Here is a 15,073-nt window from a genome sequence, read left to right on the forward strand (position 1 = left end):
CGTGCTCACGAGGACTCGTACCGAGGCGGCGGCGGCCTCCGGCGACGGCGCGGCGAGGGCGGCGGCAGGCGCCACCGCCCGGCGCCGCTCGGGGCAGTGGACCGCCTTCGCCTACCTCGCGCCGCTCGTCGTCTACCTGATCGTCTTCTACGCCTACCCGCTCTACCGCAACATCGAGCTCAGCGTGCACGACTACACGCCACGCGCGTTCGTGCAGGGCAATCCGGAATTCACCGGGCTGGACAACTATCTGAACATCGTCTCCGACGACACCTTCCTGACGGCCCTGCGCAACACGGCCCTGTTCACCCTGGTGTCCATCGCGGCCCAGTACGCCCTCGGACTGGCGCTCGCGGTCTTCTTCCACCGCAACTTCCGCCTGTCCGTGATGCTGCGCGCGATGTTCCTGGTGCCGTGGCTGCTGCCGCTGATCGTCTCCGCCTCGACCTGGTCGTGGATGCTCAACAGCGAAAACGGCATCGTCAACTCGGTCCTCCAGGCGTTCGGGATCGGCCAGATCAACTGGCTGACGTCGCCGGACACCTCGCTGCTGTCCGTCACCGTCGCCAACATCTGGCTCGGGATCCCGTTCAACCTGGTGATCCTCTACGCCGGGCTGCAGAACATCCCGGCCGACCTGTACGAGGCCGCGGGCCTGGACGGGGCGAACGCGTGGCAGCGGTTCTGGCGCATCACCTTCCCCCTGCTGCGCTCGGTGTCGGCGATCACGCTGCTGCTCGGCCTGATCTACACGCTCAAGGTCGTCGACATCATCTGGATCATGACGAAGGGCGGGCCCGCGGACGCGTCCACGACGCTGGCCATCTGGTCGTACCGCGAGGCGTTCGGCACCGGCCAGCCCGACTTCTCCCCGGCGGCGGCGGTCGGCAACCTGCTCATTCTCATCGCGTTCGCCGCCGGGCTCGCGCACGTGCACCTGCAGCGCAAGGAGGAACGCTCATGACCCGGCGAGGGAGTGCCGTCGCCTGGAGGAGCGGCGGGAGCGGAGCGACCAGAGCGGGGGAAGGCGGCGGCGTCGGGCGACCGAGCCCGCCTCACGGAGTGAGGCCATGTGCAGGTGGGAGTGCCGTCGTCTGGAGGAGCGGCGGGAGCGGAGCGACCAGAGCGGGGGAAGGCGGCGGCGTCGGGCGACCGAGCCCGCCTCACGGAGTGAGGCCATGTGCAGGTGGGAGTGCCGTCGTCTGGAGGAGCGGCGGGAGCGGAGCGACCAGAGCGGGGGAAGGCGGCGGCGTCGGGCGACCGAGCCCGCCTCACGGAGTGGAGGCCATGAACACAGTGGGAGTGCGGCGGAACGGAGTGCGGCCATGAGCACCCCCAGGACCTGGTGGAAGACCGTGCTGGGGAGCGTGCTCGTGGGGGTGATGCTCTTCCCGGTCTACTGGATGTTCAACGTCTCGCTCACCAAGACCAGCGACATGCGGGTCGATCCGCCCCACTGGTTCCCGTGGAACCCCACGTTCGAGGGCTACACCTCGGCTCTCGGCCAGCAGCTGCCCGCCCTGGCCACCAGCCTCTTCATCGGACTCGGCACCGTCGCGCTCACGCTGCTCGTGTCCCTGCCCGCGGGTTACTCGCTGGCCAAGCTGCGGCCGCGCGGCGCCCGCGGGATGGACTTCCTGCTCCTCGTGGCGCAGATGATCCCCGCCGTCGTCATGGCGATGGGCTTCTACGCGATCTACATCAGGCTCGGGATGCTCAACACCGTCGGAGGGCTGATCATCGCCGATTCGACGCTGGCCGTGCCGTTCGGGGTGCTGCTCTTCCGGGCGTTCATGGCGAGCATCCCCGCCGAGCTCATGGCCGCGGCCCAGATCGACGGGGCGAGCACCTGGCGCACCTTCAGGTCCATCATCCTGCCGCTGAGCCGGAACTCGGTGATCACGGTCTCGCTCTTCGCCTTCCTGTGGGCGTGGTCGGACTTCATCTTCGCCTCGACCCTCAACCGCAACAGCGACACGATCCCGGTCACCCTCGGCATCTTCCGCTACATCGGCAACAACACCACGCAGTGGAACTCGATCATGGCGACCGCCGTGATCGCGTCCATCCCCGCGGCGTTCCTGCTGGTCCTCGCGCAGCGCTACATCGCCGCCGGGGTCACCGCGGGCGCCGTGAAAGACTGAACGAAAGGCTCACCACATGACCGGCTGCTGTCCCGTGCTGCCGTCCCGCGGCCGGGTACGCCCGCTCGCGCAGGTCTCCGTCACCGGCGGCTTCTGGGGCGTCCGCCAGGCCGTCAACTCCGCGGCGACGCTGGCCCACTGCGAGTCGTGGATGGAGCGCCTCGGCTGGCTCGCGAACTTCGATCGGGTCGCCGACGGGAACACCTCGCCCGACCGGCCCGGCTGGCCGTTCTCCGACTCGGAGGTCTACAAGCTTCTGGAGGCCCTGGCCTGGGAGACCGGCCGGACCGGCGACTCGGAGGCGGAAGCCGCGATCAAGCGCCTCACCGTGCGCATCGCCCGGGCGCAGGACCCGGACGGGTACCTCAGCACCTGCTTCGGGCACGGCGAGCAGCCGCCGCGCTACAGCGACCTCGAAGGCGGGCACGAGCTCTACAACATCGGTCACCTTCTCCAGGCGGCGGTGGCGCGGCTGCGCACGTCCGGCGAGGACGACCTGGTACGGGTCGCGCGGCGGGCCGCGGACCACGTGTGCCGGACCTTCGGCGCGGCCGGCCTGGCCAAGATCTGCGGGCACCCGGAGATCGAGGTCGGCCTGGCGGAGTTCGGCCGGGCCCTGGGCGAGGACCGCTACGTCGAGCAGGCCCGCCTGTTCCTCGACCGCCGCGGGCACGGCACGCTCCGGGACATCCCCCTGGGACGCGCCTACTTCCAGGACGACGTCCCGATCCGGGAGGCCGGCGTGTGGCGCGGGCACGCCGTCCGCGCGCTCTACCTCACCGCCGCGGCGGTGGACGTCGCCGTAGAGCGCGGCGACGACGAGCTGCTGCGCGCGGTGGAACGGCAGTGGGAGCGCTCGGTCGCGCGCCGGACGTACATCACGGGAGGCATGGGCTCGCGCCACCAGGACGAGGGCTTCGGCGAGGACTGGGAGCTGCCGCCGGACCGGGCGTACTGCGAGACCTGCGCGGGGGTCGCCTCGATCATGGTCTCGTGGCGGCTCTACCTGGCCACCGCCGACGTCCGCTACACCGACCTGATCGAGCGGACCCTCTACAACATCATCGCGACCTCCCCGAGCCCCGACGGCCGGGCGTTCTTCTACGCCAACCCCCTCCACCAGCGGGCGCCGGGCAAGCCGGCCGATGAGACCGAGGTCAGCCCGCGCGCCGAAGGGGGCACCCGGGCCGCCTGGTTCGACGTCTCCTGTTGCCCCACCAACGTCGCGCGGACGCTGGCGAGTCTCGGCGGCTATCTCGCCACCGCCGACGACGACGGCCTCCAGATCCACCAGTACACGCCCTGCGCCATCCGTACCGAACTGCCGGACGGCAGGCAGGTGGCCGTGGAGGTCGAGACCGGCTATCCGGAGACCGGGACCATCCGCGTCCGGATAGCGGCGGACGAGCCCTCGCCCTGGACGCTGGCACTGCGGGTCCCCACGTGGGCGGCCGGGGCCACGCTCATCTCGGACGGGGAAGCACGGCCCGTCGATCCCGGCATGGCCGAGGTGCGGCGGGTCTTCCGCGCGGGCGAGGTCATCACTCTCGAACTGCCGATGGCGCCGCGCTTCACGTGGCCGGATCCGCGCATCGACGCCGTGCGCGGCTGCGTCGCCGTCGAGCGCGGCCCGGAGGTCCTGTGCGTCGAGTCCCGCGACCTCCCGCACCCTGACGGGCTCGACGCCCTGGTGATCGACCCGCTGTCCGGCCCGCAGGCTGACCCCGGCGGTGTCCGGGTCCACGGCCGGCTGCCCGCGTACGCCGACGGGCCATGGCCCTACCCCTCCGCCACCGCTCCCGCCGACGACGCCGAATGGTTCGACGTCCCGCTCCGCCCCTACCACTCATGGGCTCATCGAGGGCCCTCCAGCATGCGCATCTGGTTGCCCGTATCCATTCCCCCCAAAGGAGAGCAACGTGCGTAAACCCCCCATCGCCGCCTTAGCCCTGATCACCGCGGCCGCGAGCCTGATGATCACCGCGCCCCCGGCCGCGGCGGCGGGCGCGACGCTGACCGTCAACGTCGCGCAGCCGTTCCGGCCGGTGACCCACGCCGCCTCCGGAGGCCTGTACGGCCTCGCGGAGAACGGCAGGCCGGCCGACTCCACCCTGCTGCCGATCAAGGTGAACTCGCTCACCCAACCCGCGCCCGGCGTGGGCCAGCGCCCCAACGGCCAGCCGCCCGGCGGCGACTCCCTGCTGGTGGCCCCACAGGCCACCCGCGTCGGCGCGGGCCAGTTCATCCGGATGCCCGACATCTATCCCGACTTCCCCTATAAGTGGGTGAGCTGGGACGACTGGCTGGCCAAGGTGAACACCATGGTCAACGCCAGGCTCTCGGCCACGACGGTCACGAACGTGACCGGCTGGGAACTCTGGAACGAGCCCGACTGGACCTGGAACACCTCCGCCGCGGGCGCCTTCAACGACGGCTGGGTGCGTACGTACCGGGCGGTGCGCGCGCTCGACCCGCTGACGCCGATCGTCGGTCCCAGCACCGCCACGTACAACCGCTCCTGGATGCAGTCGTTCCTGACCCGAGCCAGGGACACCGGCACGCTGCCCGACATCATCTGCTGGCACGAGCTGGAGAACCCAGGCCGGGTCGCCGCCGACATCGCCGACTACCGCAACCTGGAGGCGTCGCTGGGCATCAGCGCGCGCCGCATCTCCATCAACGAGTACGCCGCGCCCGCCGAGGTGGACGTGCCCGGCCGGGTGGCCAGCTACGTGGCCAAGTTCGAGCGGGGCGGCGTCGAGTCCGCGCACCGCGCCTTCTGGTACGAGTACGGCACCATGAACGGCCTGGTCGTCAACAACAACCAGCCCACCGGCACCTGGTGGCTGTACAAGTGGTACGGCGACATGGCCGGCACCATGGTCGCGACGACGCCGGCCACGCAGACCGGCCTGGACGGGTTCGCCTCCTACGACGGCACCCGCAAGATCGTCAACGTGGTCTTCGGCAACGAGTCCGGCACCAACACCGTCAACCTCACCGGCATCGGCGCGCTGGGCTCCAGCGTCCGCGTCACGCTGCTGTCCACCCCGTCCAGCGGCCGGTTCACCGCGGTCACCGCGCCTGCCACGATCTCCACGACGACCCGGACGATCAGCGGCGGGCAGCTCAGCGTGTCGGTGCCCAACATGGTCGCCACCAGCGCCTACCAGCTCATCGTCGAACCCGTCAGCGGCGTGCCCGCCTACCAGCAGCGGTATGAGGCGGAGAACGCCTCGGTGTTCCGCGCCCAGCGGCTGAGCGCCTCCAGCGCGTCGGGCGGCGGCTACGTGGGCCGGATCGACAACTCGGGAACGCCGCGTACCGACAGCTACGTCGACTTCGTGGTGAACGTGCCCACCGCCCGCGCGTACACGATGACCATCGGCTACGCCAACGGCACCGGCGCCACCGCGACCCAGGGCCTGGCGTACAACGGCGGGGCCTGGAGCACGGTCAGCTACCCGCCCACCCCGGCCTGGGGCGAGTTCGGCGCCACGATCAGCACCACCGTCACGCTCAGGGCCGGCTACAACGTGATCCGCCTGGCCAAGGGCTCGCCGTACTTCGCGGGTGGCACCGGGTACGCCGAACTGGACTACATCCAGCTCACCTGATCCGAAGGCGGCGGGCGGGAGCCTCCACGATGCTCTGAGACAGCGGTAGAAATGATCCCATGACTGCGCTGGGTGTTGTGTTCCGTCCTCAACTGCCGCCCGAACGGCTGCGCGGCGTGGTCCGCGCAGCCGAGCTTCGGCGTCGCCGACGGGCCGGACCTGAGCGTGGCGGGGGACGCGGAGACCGTGGCGGCGGCGGTCGACCGGCTGGCCGCCGCCGGCGCCGACACCGTCGTTCTCCAACCCACGGCCGACGAGCCCGACCCGGAAGGCTTCGTCCGTTTCGCAGCCGAGCAGGTCCGCCCGCTCGTCCCGAGGTGACGCGTTTCCCGCCCGGCGTCGAGGGCAACGGACGGTCATGGTTCGCAATGCCATGCGAGGCGCCCTGGGCGGCGCCGCCGCCACCGCCGCGATGAGCGTCGTGATGATCGCCGGAAGCCGGGCGGGCTTGATGCGCGAGCAACCGCCCAAACACATCACCCGAGCGGCGCTACCCGGTCACAAACACCGGCCGAAGCCCGGCGAAGGCGTACTGGGAGCGCTGGCTCATCTGGGCTTCGGAATCACCGCGGGAGCCTTGTACGGCCTGATCGCCAAAGGCCGCAGAACCCCGGCGGCGCTCGGCCTCGGATACGCGCTGACCATCTGGATTTCCAGCTACGAGGGCTGGATTCCGAGTCTGGACATCCTTCCGCCGATCTCACGCGACCAGCCGGGGCGCCCGATCGTGATGGCCGCCGGACACGTGGTGTACGGGACGGTGCTCACCCTGACCCTGAACCGGCTCAACACCCAGCACCCCGTGAAAGACGCTGATGCGCCCGCGGTCCCTCGACCCGGAACGCGACGCGTTCCCGCTGGAAGTGGGCGTAGTAACCGTTCCTAAACAGTATCCGGGAGTGACATCTGATGCCACGTCCCGGGACTGCGCGCATCCCGAACGGTTTTGGATGCGCTGGTCTCCCGCGTTCTCGTTCCCTCCGTCCGGCGATGTGCATCGTGTGCACGTTCCGTGACAGGGTGGCGGGGTTCCTCACGCCCTCGGACACCACGGTCGGCCTGGATGGTCCGATGCCCACGACGATCGCTCTGGTCGTCGTGGGGCGGTGCCGTCCGTCGCCGGATCGGGTGCCCGAGGGCGCGTCGCCCGATCGCGATACCAGCGGCATCGTGGCGGGACATCTTCTTTTTGCTGCTGGTCAGTGGCTTGCGCCAGTGCTGGTCGCCCCACATCGAGGTATACGCCGGGTCAACAGCAACGATGGCGAGGTCCTGCTCGGCGGCCATCGACACTAGGCGGGCGCGGAGCTTGCCCGTCGGGATTGCGGAGATCAGCTGCCGGAACCGCTTCCTGCGGCCGTGCTTCTCGCGCGTCTTCTCCTGCCCGAAATCCAGGTTCTCAATGCCGATGGCCTTGACGCCGCATCGGTTCGCCCAGTGCAGCAACTGACTGATGGCATGCCGGACCTGGGCATCGCGGTGCTCAGCCGACCCGCTGAGGTCGTAGTGGAACCGTTTCGGGTCGCCGATCGGGTTGCCATGGACGTCGAGCTGGTAGGCGGCGAAGTGGTCGGCGTTGGTGTCGACACCGACCATGCCTTCAGCGCGGGCGGTGGCCAGCGGGATCGTCTTCACCGTCGGCCTGGTCCACGAGCCCGTCAGGTACCAGCGGTCCCGCTGCACGTCGAGGTGGATGCGGTAGGCCACGGCACGGTTGTGCTCGATGCGCTCTCGCCACTCGGCGCCCCGGTGCTGGAACTGCACCTTCGCTGCCAGCACGTACCGGCCGTGCCTGGCATTGGCCAGGTGCGCCAGCGGGGACGGGAGCTTGATGCTCACCTCGCCCTCGGGCGTGATGCGGATCGTCTCGTTGCCGAACCGCTTGCCCGACTCGCCGTCGGCGGCGAGGAACCAGCGCTCGGCTTCCCAACGCTGCCGCCATTCGGCCTCGGTGAGCTGCGCGGCGGCGAGGTTGTGACGGTTGCCCAGCAGGCGCCGGCCGCCGCGCACAACATGCACGACACCGGCCTCACGCTCGGCGCGGGCCGTATCGAGGCGGCGAGTGAGGACGGCCAGGCGGCGGGACTTGTGGAACCACTCGCCCTTGGAGCGGTATCCGCCCGGGGTCCGCTTGGTGCCCTTCTCTCCGATCGGCAACGACAGGCGGTGCATCAGCGTGCGCACACCCGCTTCGAGGTTGTGGATGTGGGCGAGCTGGCAGCGGCGCGACAGTGCCCACTGGTCGTGGGTGGCTTTGGTGATCGACCCTGCCCAGCGGGAGGAGGAGGGGGCGGTCAGGCCCTGCTTGCGGGCCGCCCACGTATCCGAGTTGTGCTTCAGGCCATCGGCGCACCGGGTCTTGAGGTCCAGCGACGCGAGGCGACCTAGGTGTTCGCCGACCAGGCGCAACACCTTGTCGTCCTCGGGCGTGAGGTGCTTGAGGCGGTCGCGTATCGCCACGCCGGACGGGCCGAGAGCAACGAACGGGTCGTCGATGGTGCGCAGCTGCTTCTTCTTGGGATCACTCACCGGCAGCCGCCTCAAGGGCTTTCTCGGCTCGGTTCTTCGCCGAGCGGCGGCCGTACAATCGGGCGCAGAACGAGGTCAGGACCTCCACCATGTCGCGCACCAGGTCGTCATCGACCTCGCCATCATCGAGAACAACGAGCCGACGACCGGCGGCAGTCAGGGCAGCTTCGACGAGTTCGACGTTCATACGGCCGAGCCGGTCCTTGTGCTCCACCACCACGGTGGTCACCTTCGGGCCGGCCAGCAGCCGACGGGCTTTCGTACGGCAGCCATTCATTCCCGAGGCGATCTCCGACTCGACACGAACCACCTTGTGACCGGCTTTCGCCGCCCACGCTGACAGGCGTGCGATCTGCCGCTCCAGATCGGCCTTCTGATCGTGGGAGGAGACACGGGCGTACAGGCCCACACCACCAGTCACAGACGGTGGGTCAGGTGCTTGGTGATACGCATGGTGCGTCTCCTCTATGATGGAAGTTTCCGATGGGTCTCTGCCGCAGGGCGGAAAGCTTCATCGGCTGCCGTGACCATCAAAGGGCATCCGCGCGCCATCTAATAGGTCAATCGACACATAGCGCGCATACTGTGCCAAAGTACGCATAAGTCCTTTATTGGCTCAGCGGATCGCGTACACCTTCTCTTGCATGCCGTTCGGGACAGGACCTCCCGCACGGCATGCGGCAGGGCCAGGCCTGCTGCTGCGCCGCCAGACGACTACCGCGGCGGGTTGGGGTGGGATGGGCCGGCGAGATCCTGGTACAAGGTCTGCAGGGCGTCGAGAAAGCCGCGCCGCTGGGCCGGGGGCAGCCGGCCCAGCAGTCGCTCCTCCTGTTGCTGAATGGCGGTCTGGGCCGCGTCGCGTGTCCGGCGGCCGGCCTCGGTGATCGACAGCAGGCGGGCCCGGCGGTCGGCGGGGTCGGGCTGGCGGTGGATGAGCCCGCGTGCGGCCAGATCGTCCAGCACCGCGATGATGCGGGTCTTGTCCGCGCCGACCGTGTCGGCGAGCGCCGCCTGGGTGCGGATCGGCTGTTCGTCGAGGTGCAGCAGCACCATGTAGGCCCACATGGACAGACCGTGGTCACGCAGGATGGGCCGCTCGGCGGCGGTCAGCGCGCGGCCCAGCGGGACGATCATCGCGGCGAGGTCGGGGCGGCTCGCTGTCTCGGGCTCCGTCCGGTCCATAGAGAAAAGATACTCGTTGACAGATCATAAGCAACCGTAGACGATAAGCGCATGCATACGGATTTGGCCTCGATCGCGGCCCTGGACGCCCGAGCCGTTCAGCACAGCGCCGACCTGGTCCGCCAGGTGCGCCGGACGGACCTGGACCGGCCGACGCCGTGCGCCGGCTGGACCCTGGGTGACCTGCTCGCTCACATGACGGCACAGCACCGGGGTTTCGCGGCGGCCGCCGCCGGTGCCGGCCCCGACCTGGCCCACTGGGTGGTGGATCCGCCCGGCGACGACCCGGTCGCCGACTACCTGCGGGCGGCCGAAGCGGTGATCGCTGCTTTCGCGGACTCCCCCCGATCCCAGTTCGCGCTGCCCGAGATCAGCATGGCGCAGCCGTTCCCGGCGGCCACCGCGGTCGCCTTCCACTTCATCGACTACGTCGTCCACGCCTGGGATGTGGCCGCCGCGCTCGGCGCGACGTACGACCCCGAACCGGACCTGCTCGCGGCGGCCCTCCCGGTGGCGCTCGCGGTGCCGGACGGCGAGCGGCGGCTGGCGCCGGGCAGCGCGTTCCGGCCGGCGCTCCCGGTCGCGGATGAGGCTGGTCCACTGGAGCGGGTCCTGGCCGCCCTGGGGCGGGCGCCGGACTGGAACCCCGGGCGGCTTCTCACGCTGCCGATCACCACACCCCGGCTGCTGTTGCGCCTGTTCACCGCCGACGACCTGGACGACATGGTCGGCTACCAGGGCCTGGCCAGCGTCGCCCGGTACCTCTACCGGCCGCCCCGCACCCGAGAGGAGTGCGCGGGCATCATCGCCAGGGTCTCCACCGCGACCGCCTGGGCCGCCGCCGGTGACGCGGTGACGCTCGCCGTGTGCCGGCACACCGAGCCGGGCGTCATCGGCCAGGTGTCGCTCACCCTCGCAGACGACCGGGCCCGCCAGGCCGAGATCGGCTGGCTGCTCCACCCCGCGCACGAGGGCCACGGATTCGCCACCGAGGCGGCCAGGGCACTGGCCACCGCCGCCTTCGAGCAACTCGGCGTCCACCGGCTCTTCGCCCGCCTCGACGCGGAGAACACCGGGTCCGCCCGGCTGTGCGAGCGGCTCGGCATGCGCCGCGAGGCGCATCTCGTCGAGAACGACGTCGACGGCGAGCGCTGGGGCAGCGAGTACGTCTACGCGATCCTGGCCCGCGAGTTCCGGCGATCGGCTGATCACGCTCAGCTCACCGGCAGCCGGCCGTAGCCAATCTGCCGTCCGGCCCTGACAGACCGGGCAGGCCGCGACGGGCACCCTGTGCGGAGCGACGATGGTGCCGTCGGGCGGCAGCAGGCCGGTGTCGCGCCATCGGTCCGGGCTCGGTCACCAGTTGCCGGTCTCCGGGCCGATCGCGCCGTAGCCGAGCTTGCCCGCCCGCTCGTACGTGCTGACCACGACACCCGTGCGCGAGGTCATGCTGCTGACGAGCTCGAGCCCGGCCGGGACGGTCCCCTCGGCGAAGAGCCGCTTGCCGGAGCCGATGAGCACCGGGCAGACCAGCAGGTGGAACTCGTCGACGAGGTCGTGCTCGATGAGCGTCTGGACGAGCGTGCCGCTGCCGTGGACCTGGATCTCGCCGCCCTCTTCCTGCTTCAGCTCGGCGACCGCCGCGGCGGCGTCGCCCTTGAGCAGCGTGGAGTTCTGCCAGGTCACGGTGTCCAGCGTCCGCGACGCGACGTACTTGGGCATGCTGTTCAGCTTCGCCCCGACCGGGTCGCCGGCCTTGGCCAGCGGCCAGGCGGCGGCGAAGATGTCGTACGTCTTGCGCCCGAGCAGCAGCGCGCCGCCCCTGTCAGTCAGCGCGGCCATCAGCTGGAAGAGATGCGGGTCGAGGTGCGGCACGACCCAGCCGCCGTGCTCGAACCCGCCGTCGCGGTCCTCGTCGGGCCCGCCGGGCCCCTGCATGACGCCGTCCAGTGAGACGAACATGGTCACCATCAGCTTGCGCATGTCGATCCCTTCGTACATGAGTGAGGGCGTCGGTGGTGGCCCTCACTCACTACGACAAACGACATGGGCCGAAATCGACAGGGGAAGAGGTTCGGCATGGAGGTCCTGAGCAGCCGCGTCCTGCTGCGTCCGAAAGATCCGGCCCGCAGCCGCCGCTTCTACGCGGACATGCTCGGCCTGGCCGTCTACCGCGAGTTCGGCCCGGCCGACCAGCCGGGCGTGGTCTTCTTCCTGGGTCAGGGCTTCCTCGAGGTCTCCGGGCACTCGGATGCCGAGGCCGGACCGGGGATGTCGCTCTGGCTGCAGGTCCGCGACGTGGCGGGGGAGGCGGAACGCCTTCGCCAGGCGGGCGTCAGCGTGCTGCGCGAGGCCCGCATGGAGCCGTGGGGGCTCATCGAGCTGTGGATCGCGGACCCCGACGGCAACCGCATCGTCCTGGTGCAGGTACCCCCCGACCACCCGCTGCGCCGCGACTCACGGTGACACCCAGCGGGGGTGTCACCGGGAAACGGCAGAACGGCCGCGTGCTCGACCGGTATCCGGCGTTGGTCTGCCCGTTCGGGTCTTTTCCGCCGGGGTCCTCCGCAGGATGTCGTAATAAATCTCTACTCCCTGCGATGTAGTAGGGCCGATCCTGCTTCCCAGGTGCCAGGCGGAGGAGTCTCCGTGGGCATGATGACCGGTGACCGGTCCGAATACCACGATGTCGGTCATGCACACGATCCGAGTCCAGGGCGAGTTCCGCTACGTGAGCCCGGAGAGCTGCCGGCCATCACCCCTCACTCGCACGACGGCCACTGCGGCGAGGCGGCCATGGCGGTGGCCTTCTCCTTCGTGTCCCTCTGCCTCCAACGAGTGCTCGGAACGGGGCCGGCGCTGACCGGCTCATGGTCCTGCCGTTCGCCCTCGGCGTGGTCGCCGGCTCCGTGCTCGCCGTCGAACTCGGCTACCGTCTCGCGCCGCGGACGCTTCTGGTCATCGGTGGACTGCTGACCGCGACCGGGTTCGCCTGGTTCGGCCTGATCAGCCCGGACGGCGCTTTCACCACCGACGTCCTAGGACCCTCGATCGTCGCCAGCGTCGGCTTCGGGCTCTGCCTCATGGCCCTCACCGTCCTGCGCCGGACGAGCCCACCAGCACGGGCGGAGCAGACCGATGACCGCGCTTCGCTCGCCGTCCGGGATTGACCGGCAATCCACCCCATGCCGCAACCCACCAGTTCAAAGATCATCCCAGGAAGGTCGTTTCGGCATGACTGTTACCCCGATCGATCTCTTCGCGTCGTTTCTCCGCCTGCACCAAGGCGGCGAGATTCACGCCGGGAAAAGAGCAATGGACTCCGACCAGGACGGCTGGCAGCTGATGGCCTTCCACGCGAAGACCGACGCCGACGTCCACGCCGACCACTGGGAGGTCCACCCCGAGGCCGAGGAGGTCGTGTCCTGCCTCATCGGGAAGATCCGCCTCTACCTCCGTCCGGAGCGGCCGGGACAAGAGGAGGAAGAGATCAGGCTGGTGGCCGGCACCGCGGCCATCGTCCCGCGCGGGCGATGGCACCGCATCGAGCTGGACATCCCCAGCAACATCATGGCCGTCACCCTGCCGCGTGGCAGCCGGCTGGAGAAACGGACCGAAGCCTAGGCCGGGCCCCTCGAACCCTGCCCTCATCCACCATCGGCTCGGCCATGGGCGGTTCTCCGACGCCGGTGTTCTCCGGACGGGCGGAGGGCTCGCGCGTCGGCCGTGTCGCGACGACATTGACGAAGACGGGAGAGCGATGAACGCCACCGACCTTGCCGAGGCGAGGGAGCGGTCCGCACCACCACCGGATGCCGATTCCGGGGCGGGGCGGGGCATGGCAGGGCTGCTGCGCCCTTACCTCTGGAGTTTCGCCGCCGTGGTGATCCTGCAGGTGATCGGCGCTGTCGCGGGTCTGGCGCCGCTGCTGGCGGTCGTCGAACTGGGTCGTACGCTGTTGGCGCCCGGCCCCATCGATCACGGTCACGTCTGGACCGTCGTGATCGCGGGTGCGGTCGGCTTGTTCGTCCGGCTGCTGTTCACGGCCGCGTCGTCCGGACTCGGGCATCTTGTCGACGGCCGGGTGCAGCTGTCGTTCCGCCGGCAACTGGCCGCGCGGCTGGGGCGTGTACCGATCGGCTGGTTCTCCCGGCGCCGGACCGGCGAGCTGGCCAAGGTGGTGGGGGAGGACGTGAGTGCCGTGCACCCGTTCATCGCCCACACCCCCGGCGAACTCGTCTCCGCATTCGTGGTGCCGCTGGTGTCGCTGATCTACCTGTTCGCCGTCGACTGGCGGCTCACGCTGATCACACTGATCCCGGTGGTGCTGGCAGTGGCGCTGATCCCCCTGATGATGACCCCGACCCGGCTGCGCGAGCAGAAGGAGTTCGACCGGGCCATGGGACGGATTTCGAGTTCCGTCGTCGAGTTCGTCCAGGGGATCTCGGTGGTCAAGGCGTTCGGCGGATCCGGTCGCGCCCACCGCCGATTCCTTACGGCCGTGGACGATTTCGTCGGCATCTTCTCCCGGTTGGTGTACGGCATCTCCGGGATCGGTGCGGGGATGCAGGTGGCGTTGTCGCCGCCGTTCGTGCTGCTGGTCGTGCTGATCGGCGGTACGGTCCTGATCGCGTCCGGTGGCCTGGCCCCGGCCGACCTGCTGCCCTTCCTGCTGCTCGGACTGGGCCTGACCGCTCCGGTGGCGGCCCTCGGCCACGGTTTCGACGAGATGCAGGCCGCCGGGCGCGCGGTCGGCCGGATCCGGGACGTGCTCGGGGTGCGGTCGCTGGCGGAGCCTGCGCACCCGGTCGCACCGCAGGGTCACCGGGTGGAGTTGCGCGGCGTCCGATTCGGTTACGAAGCCGGTCACGAGGTGCTGCGCGGAATCGACCTGGTGCTCGAGCCGGGGACGGTCACCGCGGTCGTCGGGCCGTCGGGAAGCGGGAAATCCACGCTGGTCCAGCTGCTGCCGCGGTTCTTCGACCCGACCCACGGTTCGGTCGTCCTGGGCGGTGTCGATCTGCGCGAGATCGGCAGCCGGGAGCTCTACCGGATGGTCTCCTTCGTCTTCCAGGACGTTCGCCTGCTGCGCACGTCGGTCGCGGACAACATCGCGCTGGCGGTGCCGCATGCCGACCGCGAGGACGTGATTCGCGCCGCCCGGCTGGCGAACATTCATGATCGGATCCTCGAGCTGCCGCGCGGATACGAAACGGTGATCGGGGAAGACGCCGGACTGTCGGGTGGCGAGGCGCAGCGGATCTCGCTCGCCCGCGCACTGCTCGCCGCCACGCCCGTTCTGGTGCTCGACGAGGCGACCTCCTTCGCCGACCCGCAGACCGAACAGGCGGTGCGCCGGGCCCTGGCGACGCTGGAGGGCGATCGGACGATCCTGGTCATCGCCCATCGCCTGGAGACGGTCGCCGACGCCGACACCGTCGTGGTGCTGGAGAACGGGTCGATCGTCGAGCGCGGCAGACCGGCCGAGCTGCTGGCACAGAACGGAAGGTTCGCCGCGTTCTGGCAATCCCACCGACCGGCGATCGCCGACGAGACCGAAACCCACCGTGGCGTACTGCAAGGAGACGAGCCCCGATGATT

The 15,073-nt window shown here is 69.9% G+C and carries 14 protein-coding genes and 1 pseudogene; 11 read left to right on the forward strand and 4 right to left on the reverse strand.

Going from position 1 to position 15,073, the window contains the following annotated elements; all coding sequences use genetic code 11:
- The first annotated feature begins 1 nt into the window (after position 1).
- The 6 genes from ACTMTI_RS34660 to ACTMTI_RS34685 all read left to right on the forward strand — a co-directional run bounded on the left by ACTMTI_RS34660 (position 2) and on the right by ACTMTI_RS34685 (position 6,647).
- Positions 2-964: a carbohydrate ABC transporter permease gene (locus ACTMTI_RS34660; RefSeq protein WP_441124886.1), complete on the forward strand. Its 963-nt coding sequence runs from the start codon at positions 2-4 to the stop codon at positions 962-964.
- Between the two features lie 361 nt (positions 965-1,325).
- Positions 1,326-2,144, forward strand: a complete 819-nt coding sequence (locus tag ACTMTI_RS34665) for a carbohydrate ABC transporter permease (protein ID WP_441124887.1) — start codon at positions 1,326-1,328, stop codon at positions 2,142-2,144.
- Positions 2,145-2,160: 16 nt separating this feature from the next.
- Complete coding sequence (locus tag ACTMTI_RS34670; RefSeq protein WP_441124888.1) at positions 2,161-4,071, forward strand: glycoside hydrolase family 127 protein; 1,911 nt, start codon at positions 2,161-2,163, stop codon at positions 4,069-4,071.
- Positions 4,064-5,761 (forward strand): CBM35 domain-containing protein, encoded by a 1,698-nt coding sequence (locus tag ACTMTI_RS34675; protein ID WP_441124889.1) that lies wholly within the window; start codon positions 4,064-4,066, stop codon positions 5,759-5,761. The genes ACTMTI_RS34670 and ACTMTI_RS34675 overlap by 8 nt, the downstream gene beginning before the upstream one ends.
- Positions 5,762-5,833: 72 nt before the next feature.
- Complete coding sequence (locus ACTMTI_RS34680; RefSeq protein WP_441124890.1) at positions 5,834-6,082, forward strand: hypothetical protein; 249 nt, start codon at positions 5,834-5,836, stop codon at positions 6,080-6,082.
- A 52-nt stretch (positions 6,083-6,134) separates the two neighbouring features.
- A complete protein-coding gene (locus tag ACTMTI_RS34685) occupies positions 6,135-6,647 on the forward strand; it encodes a DUF6789 family protein (RefSeq protein ID WP_441124891.1) in 513 nt (170 codons plus the stop codon).
- Here ACTMTI_RS34685 and ACTMTI_RS34690 read toward each other — a convergent pair.
- From ACTMTI_RS34690 to ACTMTI_RS34700, 3 genes and pseudogenes are all read right to left on the reverse strand, one after another.
- Complete coding sequence (locus ACTMTI_RS34690) at positions 6,644-8,305, reverse strand: IS200/IS605 family accessory protein TnpB-related protein (RefSeq protein WP_441124892.1); 1,662 nt, start codon at positions 8,303-8,305, stop codon at positions 6,644-6,646. The genes ACTMTI_RS34685 and ACTMTI_RS34690 overlap by 4 nt on opposite strands.
- Positions 8,283-8,729, reverse strand: a pseudogene (locus ACTMTI_RS34695) (IS607 family transposase); the annotation flags it as partial. The pseudogene ACTMTI_RS34695 and the gene ACTMTI_RS34690, both read right to left, overlap by 23 nt.
- Positions 8,730-9,004: 275 nt before the next feature.
- Positions 9,005-9,472: a MarR family winged helix-turn-helix transcriptional regulator gene (locus tag ACTMTI_RS34700; RefSeq protein WP_441124893.1), complete on the reverse strand. Its 468-nt coding sequence runs from the start codon at positions 9,470-9,472 to the stop codon at positions 9,005-9,007.
- 51 nt (positions 9,473-9,523) lie between these two features.
- Here ACTMTI_RS34700 and ACTMTI_RS34705 point away from each other — a divergent pair, with 51 nt between their 5' ends.
- Complete coding sequence (locus tag ACTMTI_RS34705) at positions 9,524-10,711, forward strand: TIGR03086 family metal-binding protein (protein WP_441124894.1); 1,188 nt, start codon at positions 9,524-9,526, stop codon at positions 10,709-10,711.
- 117 nt (positions 10,712-10,828) lie between these two features.
- On the opposite strand, the gene ACTMTI_RS34710 is transcribed toward ACTMTI_RS34705, so the two are convergent.
- Positions 10,829-11,473, reverse strand: a complete 645-nt coding sequence (locus ACTMTI_RS34710) for a dihydrofolate reductase family protein (RefSeq protein ID WP_441124895.1) — start codon at positions 11,471-11,473, stop codon at positions 10,829-10,831.
- A 78-nt stretch (positions 11,474-11,551) separates the two neighbouring features.
- On the opposite strand from ACTMTI_RS34710, the gene ACTMTI_RS34715 reads away from it, so the two are divergent.
- The 4 genes from ACTMTI_RS34715 to ACTMTI_RS34730 all read left to right on the forward strand — a co-directional run bounded on the left by ACTMTI_RS34715 (position 11,552) and on the right by ACTMTI_RS34730 (position 15,071).
- Positions 11,552-11,938 (forward strand): VOC family protein, encoded by a 387-nt coding sequence (locus ACTMTI_RS34715; RefSeq protein ID WP_441124992.1) that lies wholly within the window; start codon positions 11,552-11,554, stop codon positions 11,936-11,938.
- A gap of 404 nt (positions 11,939-12,342) precedes the next feature.
- A complete protein-coding gene (locus ACTMTI_RS34720; protein ID WP_441124896.1) occupies positions 12,343-12,642 on the forward strand; it encodes a hypothetical protein in 300 nt (99 codons plus the stop codon).
- Positions 12,643-12,706: 64 nt separating this feature from the next.
- Positions 12,707-13,096, forward strand: coding sequence for a cupin (locus ACTMTI_RS34725; protein WP_441124897.1), 390 nt, complete (start codon positions 12,707-12,709; stop codon positions 13,094-13,096).
- A 136-nt stretch (positions 13,097-13,232) separates the two neighbouring features.
- Positions 13,233-15,071, forward strand: a complete 1,839-nt coding sequence (locus tag ACTMTI_RS34730; RefSeq protein WP_441124898.1) for an ABC transporter ATP-binding protein — start codon at positions 13,233-13,235, stop codon at positions 15,069-15,071.
- Positions 15,072-15,073 lie beyond the last annotated feature (2 nt).

The organism is Nonomuraea sp. H19, from assembly GCF_052068215.1.
Classification (GTDB): Bacteria; Actinomycetota; Actinomycetes; order Streptosporangiales; family Streptosporangiaceae; genus Nonomuraea.

Coding starts and splice junctions, on each gene's coding strand:
- ACTMTI_RS34705 (WP_441124894.1), top strand. CDS start 9,524: ATGCATACGGATTTGGCCTCGATCGCGGCCCTGGACGCCCGAGCCGTT.
- ACTMTI_RS34685 (WP_441124891.1), top strand. CDS start 6,135: ATGCGAGGCGCCCTGGGCGGCGCCGCCGCCACCGCCGCGATGAGCGTC.
- ACTMTI_RS34700 (WP_441124893.1), bottom strand. CDS start 9,472: ATGGACCGGACGGAGCCCGAGACAGCGAGCCGCCCCGACCTCGCCGCG.
- ACTMTI_RS34730 (WP_441124898.1), top strand. CDS start 13,233: ATGAACGCCACCGACCTTGCCGAGGCGAGGGAGCGGTCCGCACCACCA.
- ACTMTI_RS34720 (WP_441124896.1), top strand. CDS start 12,343: ATGGTCCTGCCGTTCGCCCTCGGCGTGGTCGCCGGCTCCGTGCTCGCC.
- ACTMTI_RS34715 (WP_441124992.1), top strand. CDS start 11,552: ATGGAGGTCCTGAGCAGCCGCGTCCTGCTGCGTCCGAAAGATCCGGCC.
- ACTMTI_RS34725 (WP_441124897.1), top strand. CDS start 12,707: ATGACTGTTACCCCGATCGATCTCTTCGCGTCGTTTCTCCGCCTGCAC.
- ACTMTI_RS34665 (WP_441124887.1), top strand. CDS start 1,326: ATGAGCACCCCCAGGACCTGGTGGAAGACCGTGCTGGGGAGCGTGCTC.
- ACTMTI_RS34670 (WP_441124888.1), top strand. CDS start 2,161: ATGACCGGCTGCTGTCCCGTGCTGCCGTCCCGCGGCCGGGTACGCCCG.
- ACTMTI_RS34710 (WP_441124895.1), bottom strand. CDS start 11,473: ATGTACGAAGGGATCGACATGCGCAAGCTGATGGTGACCATGTTCGTC.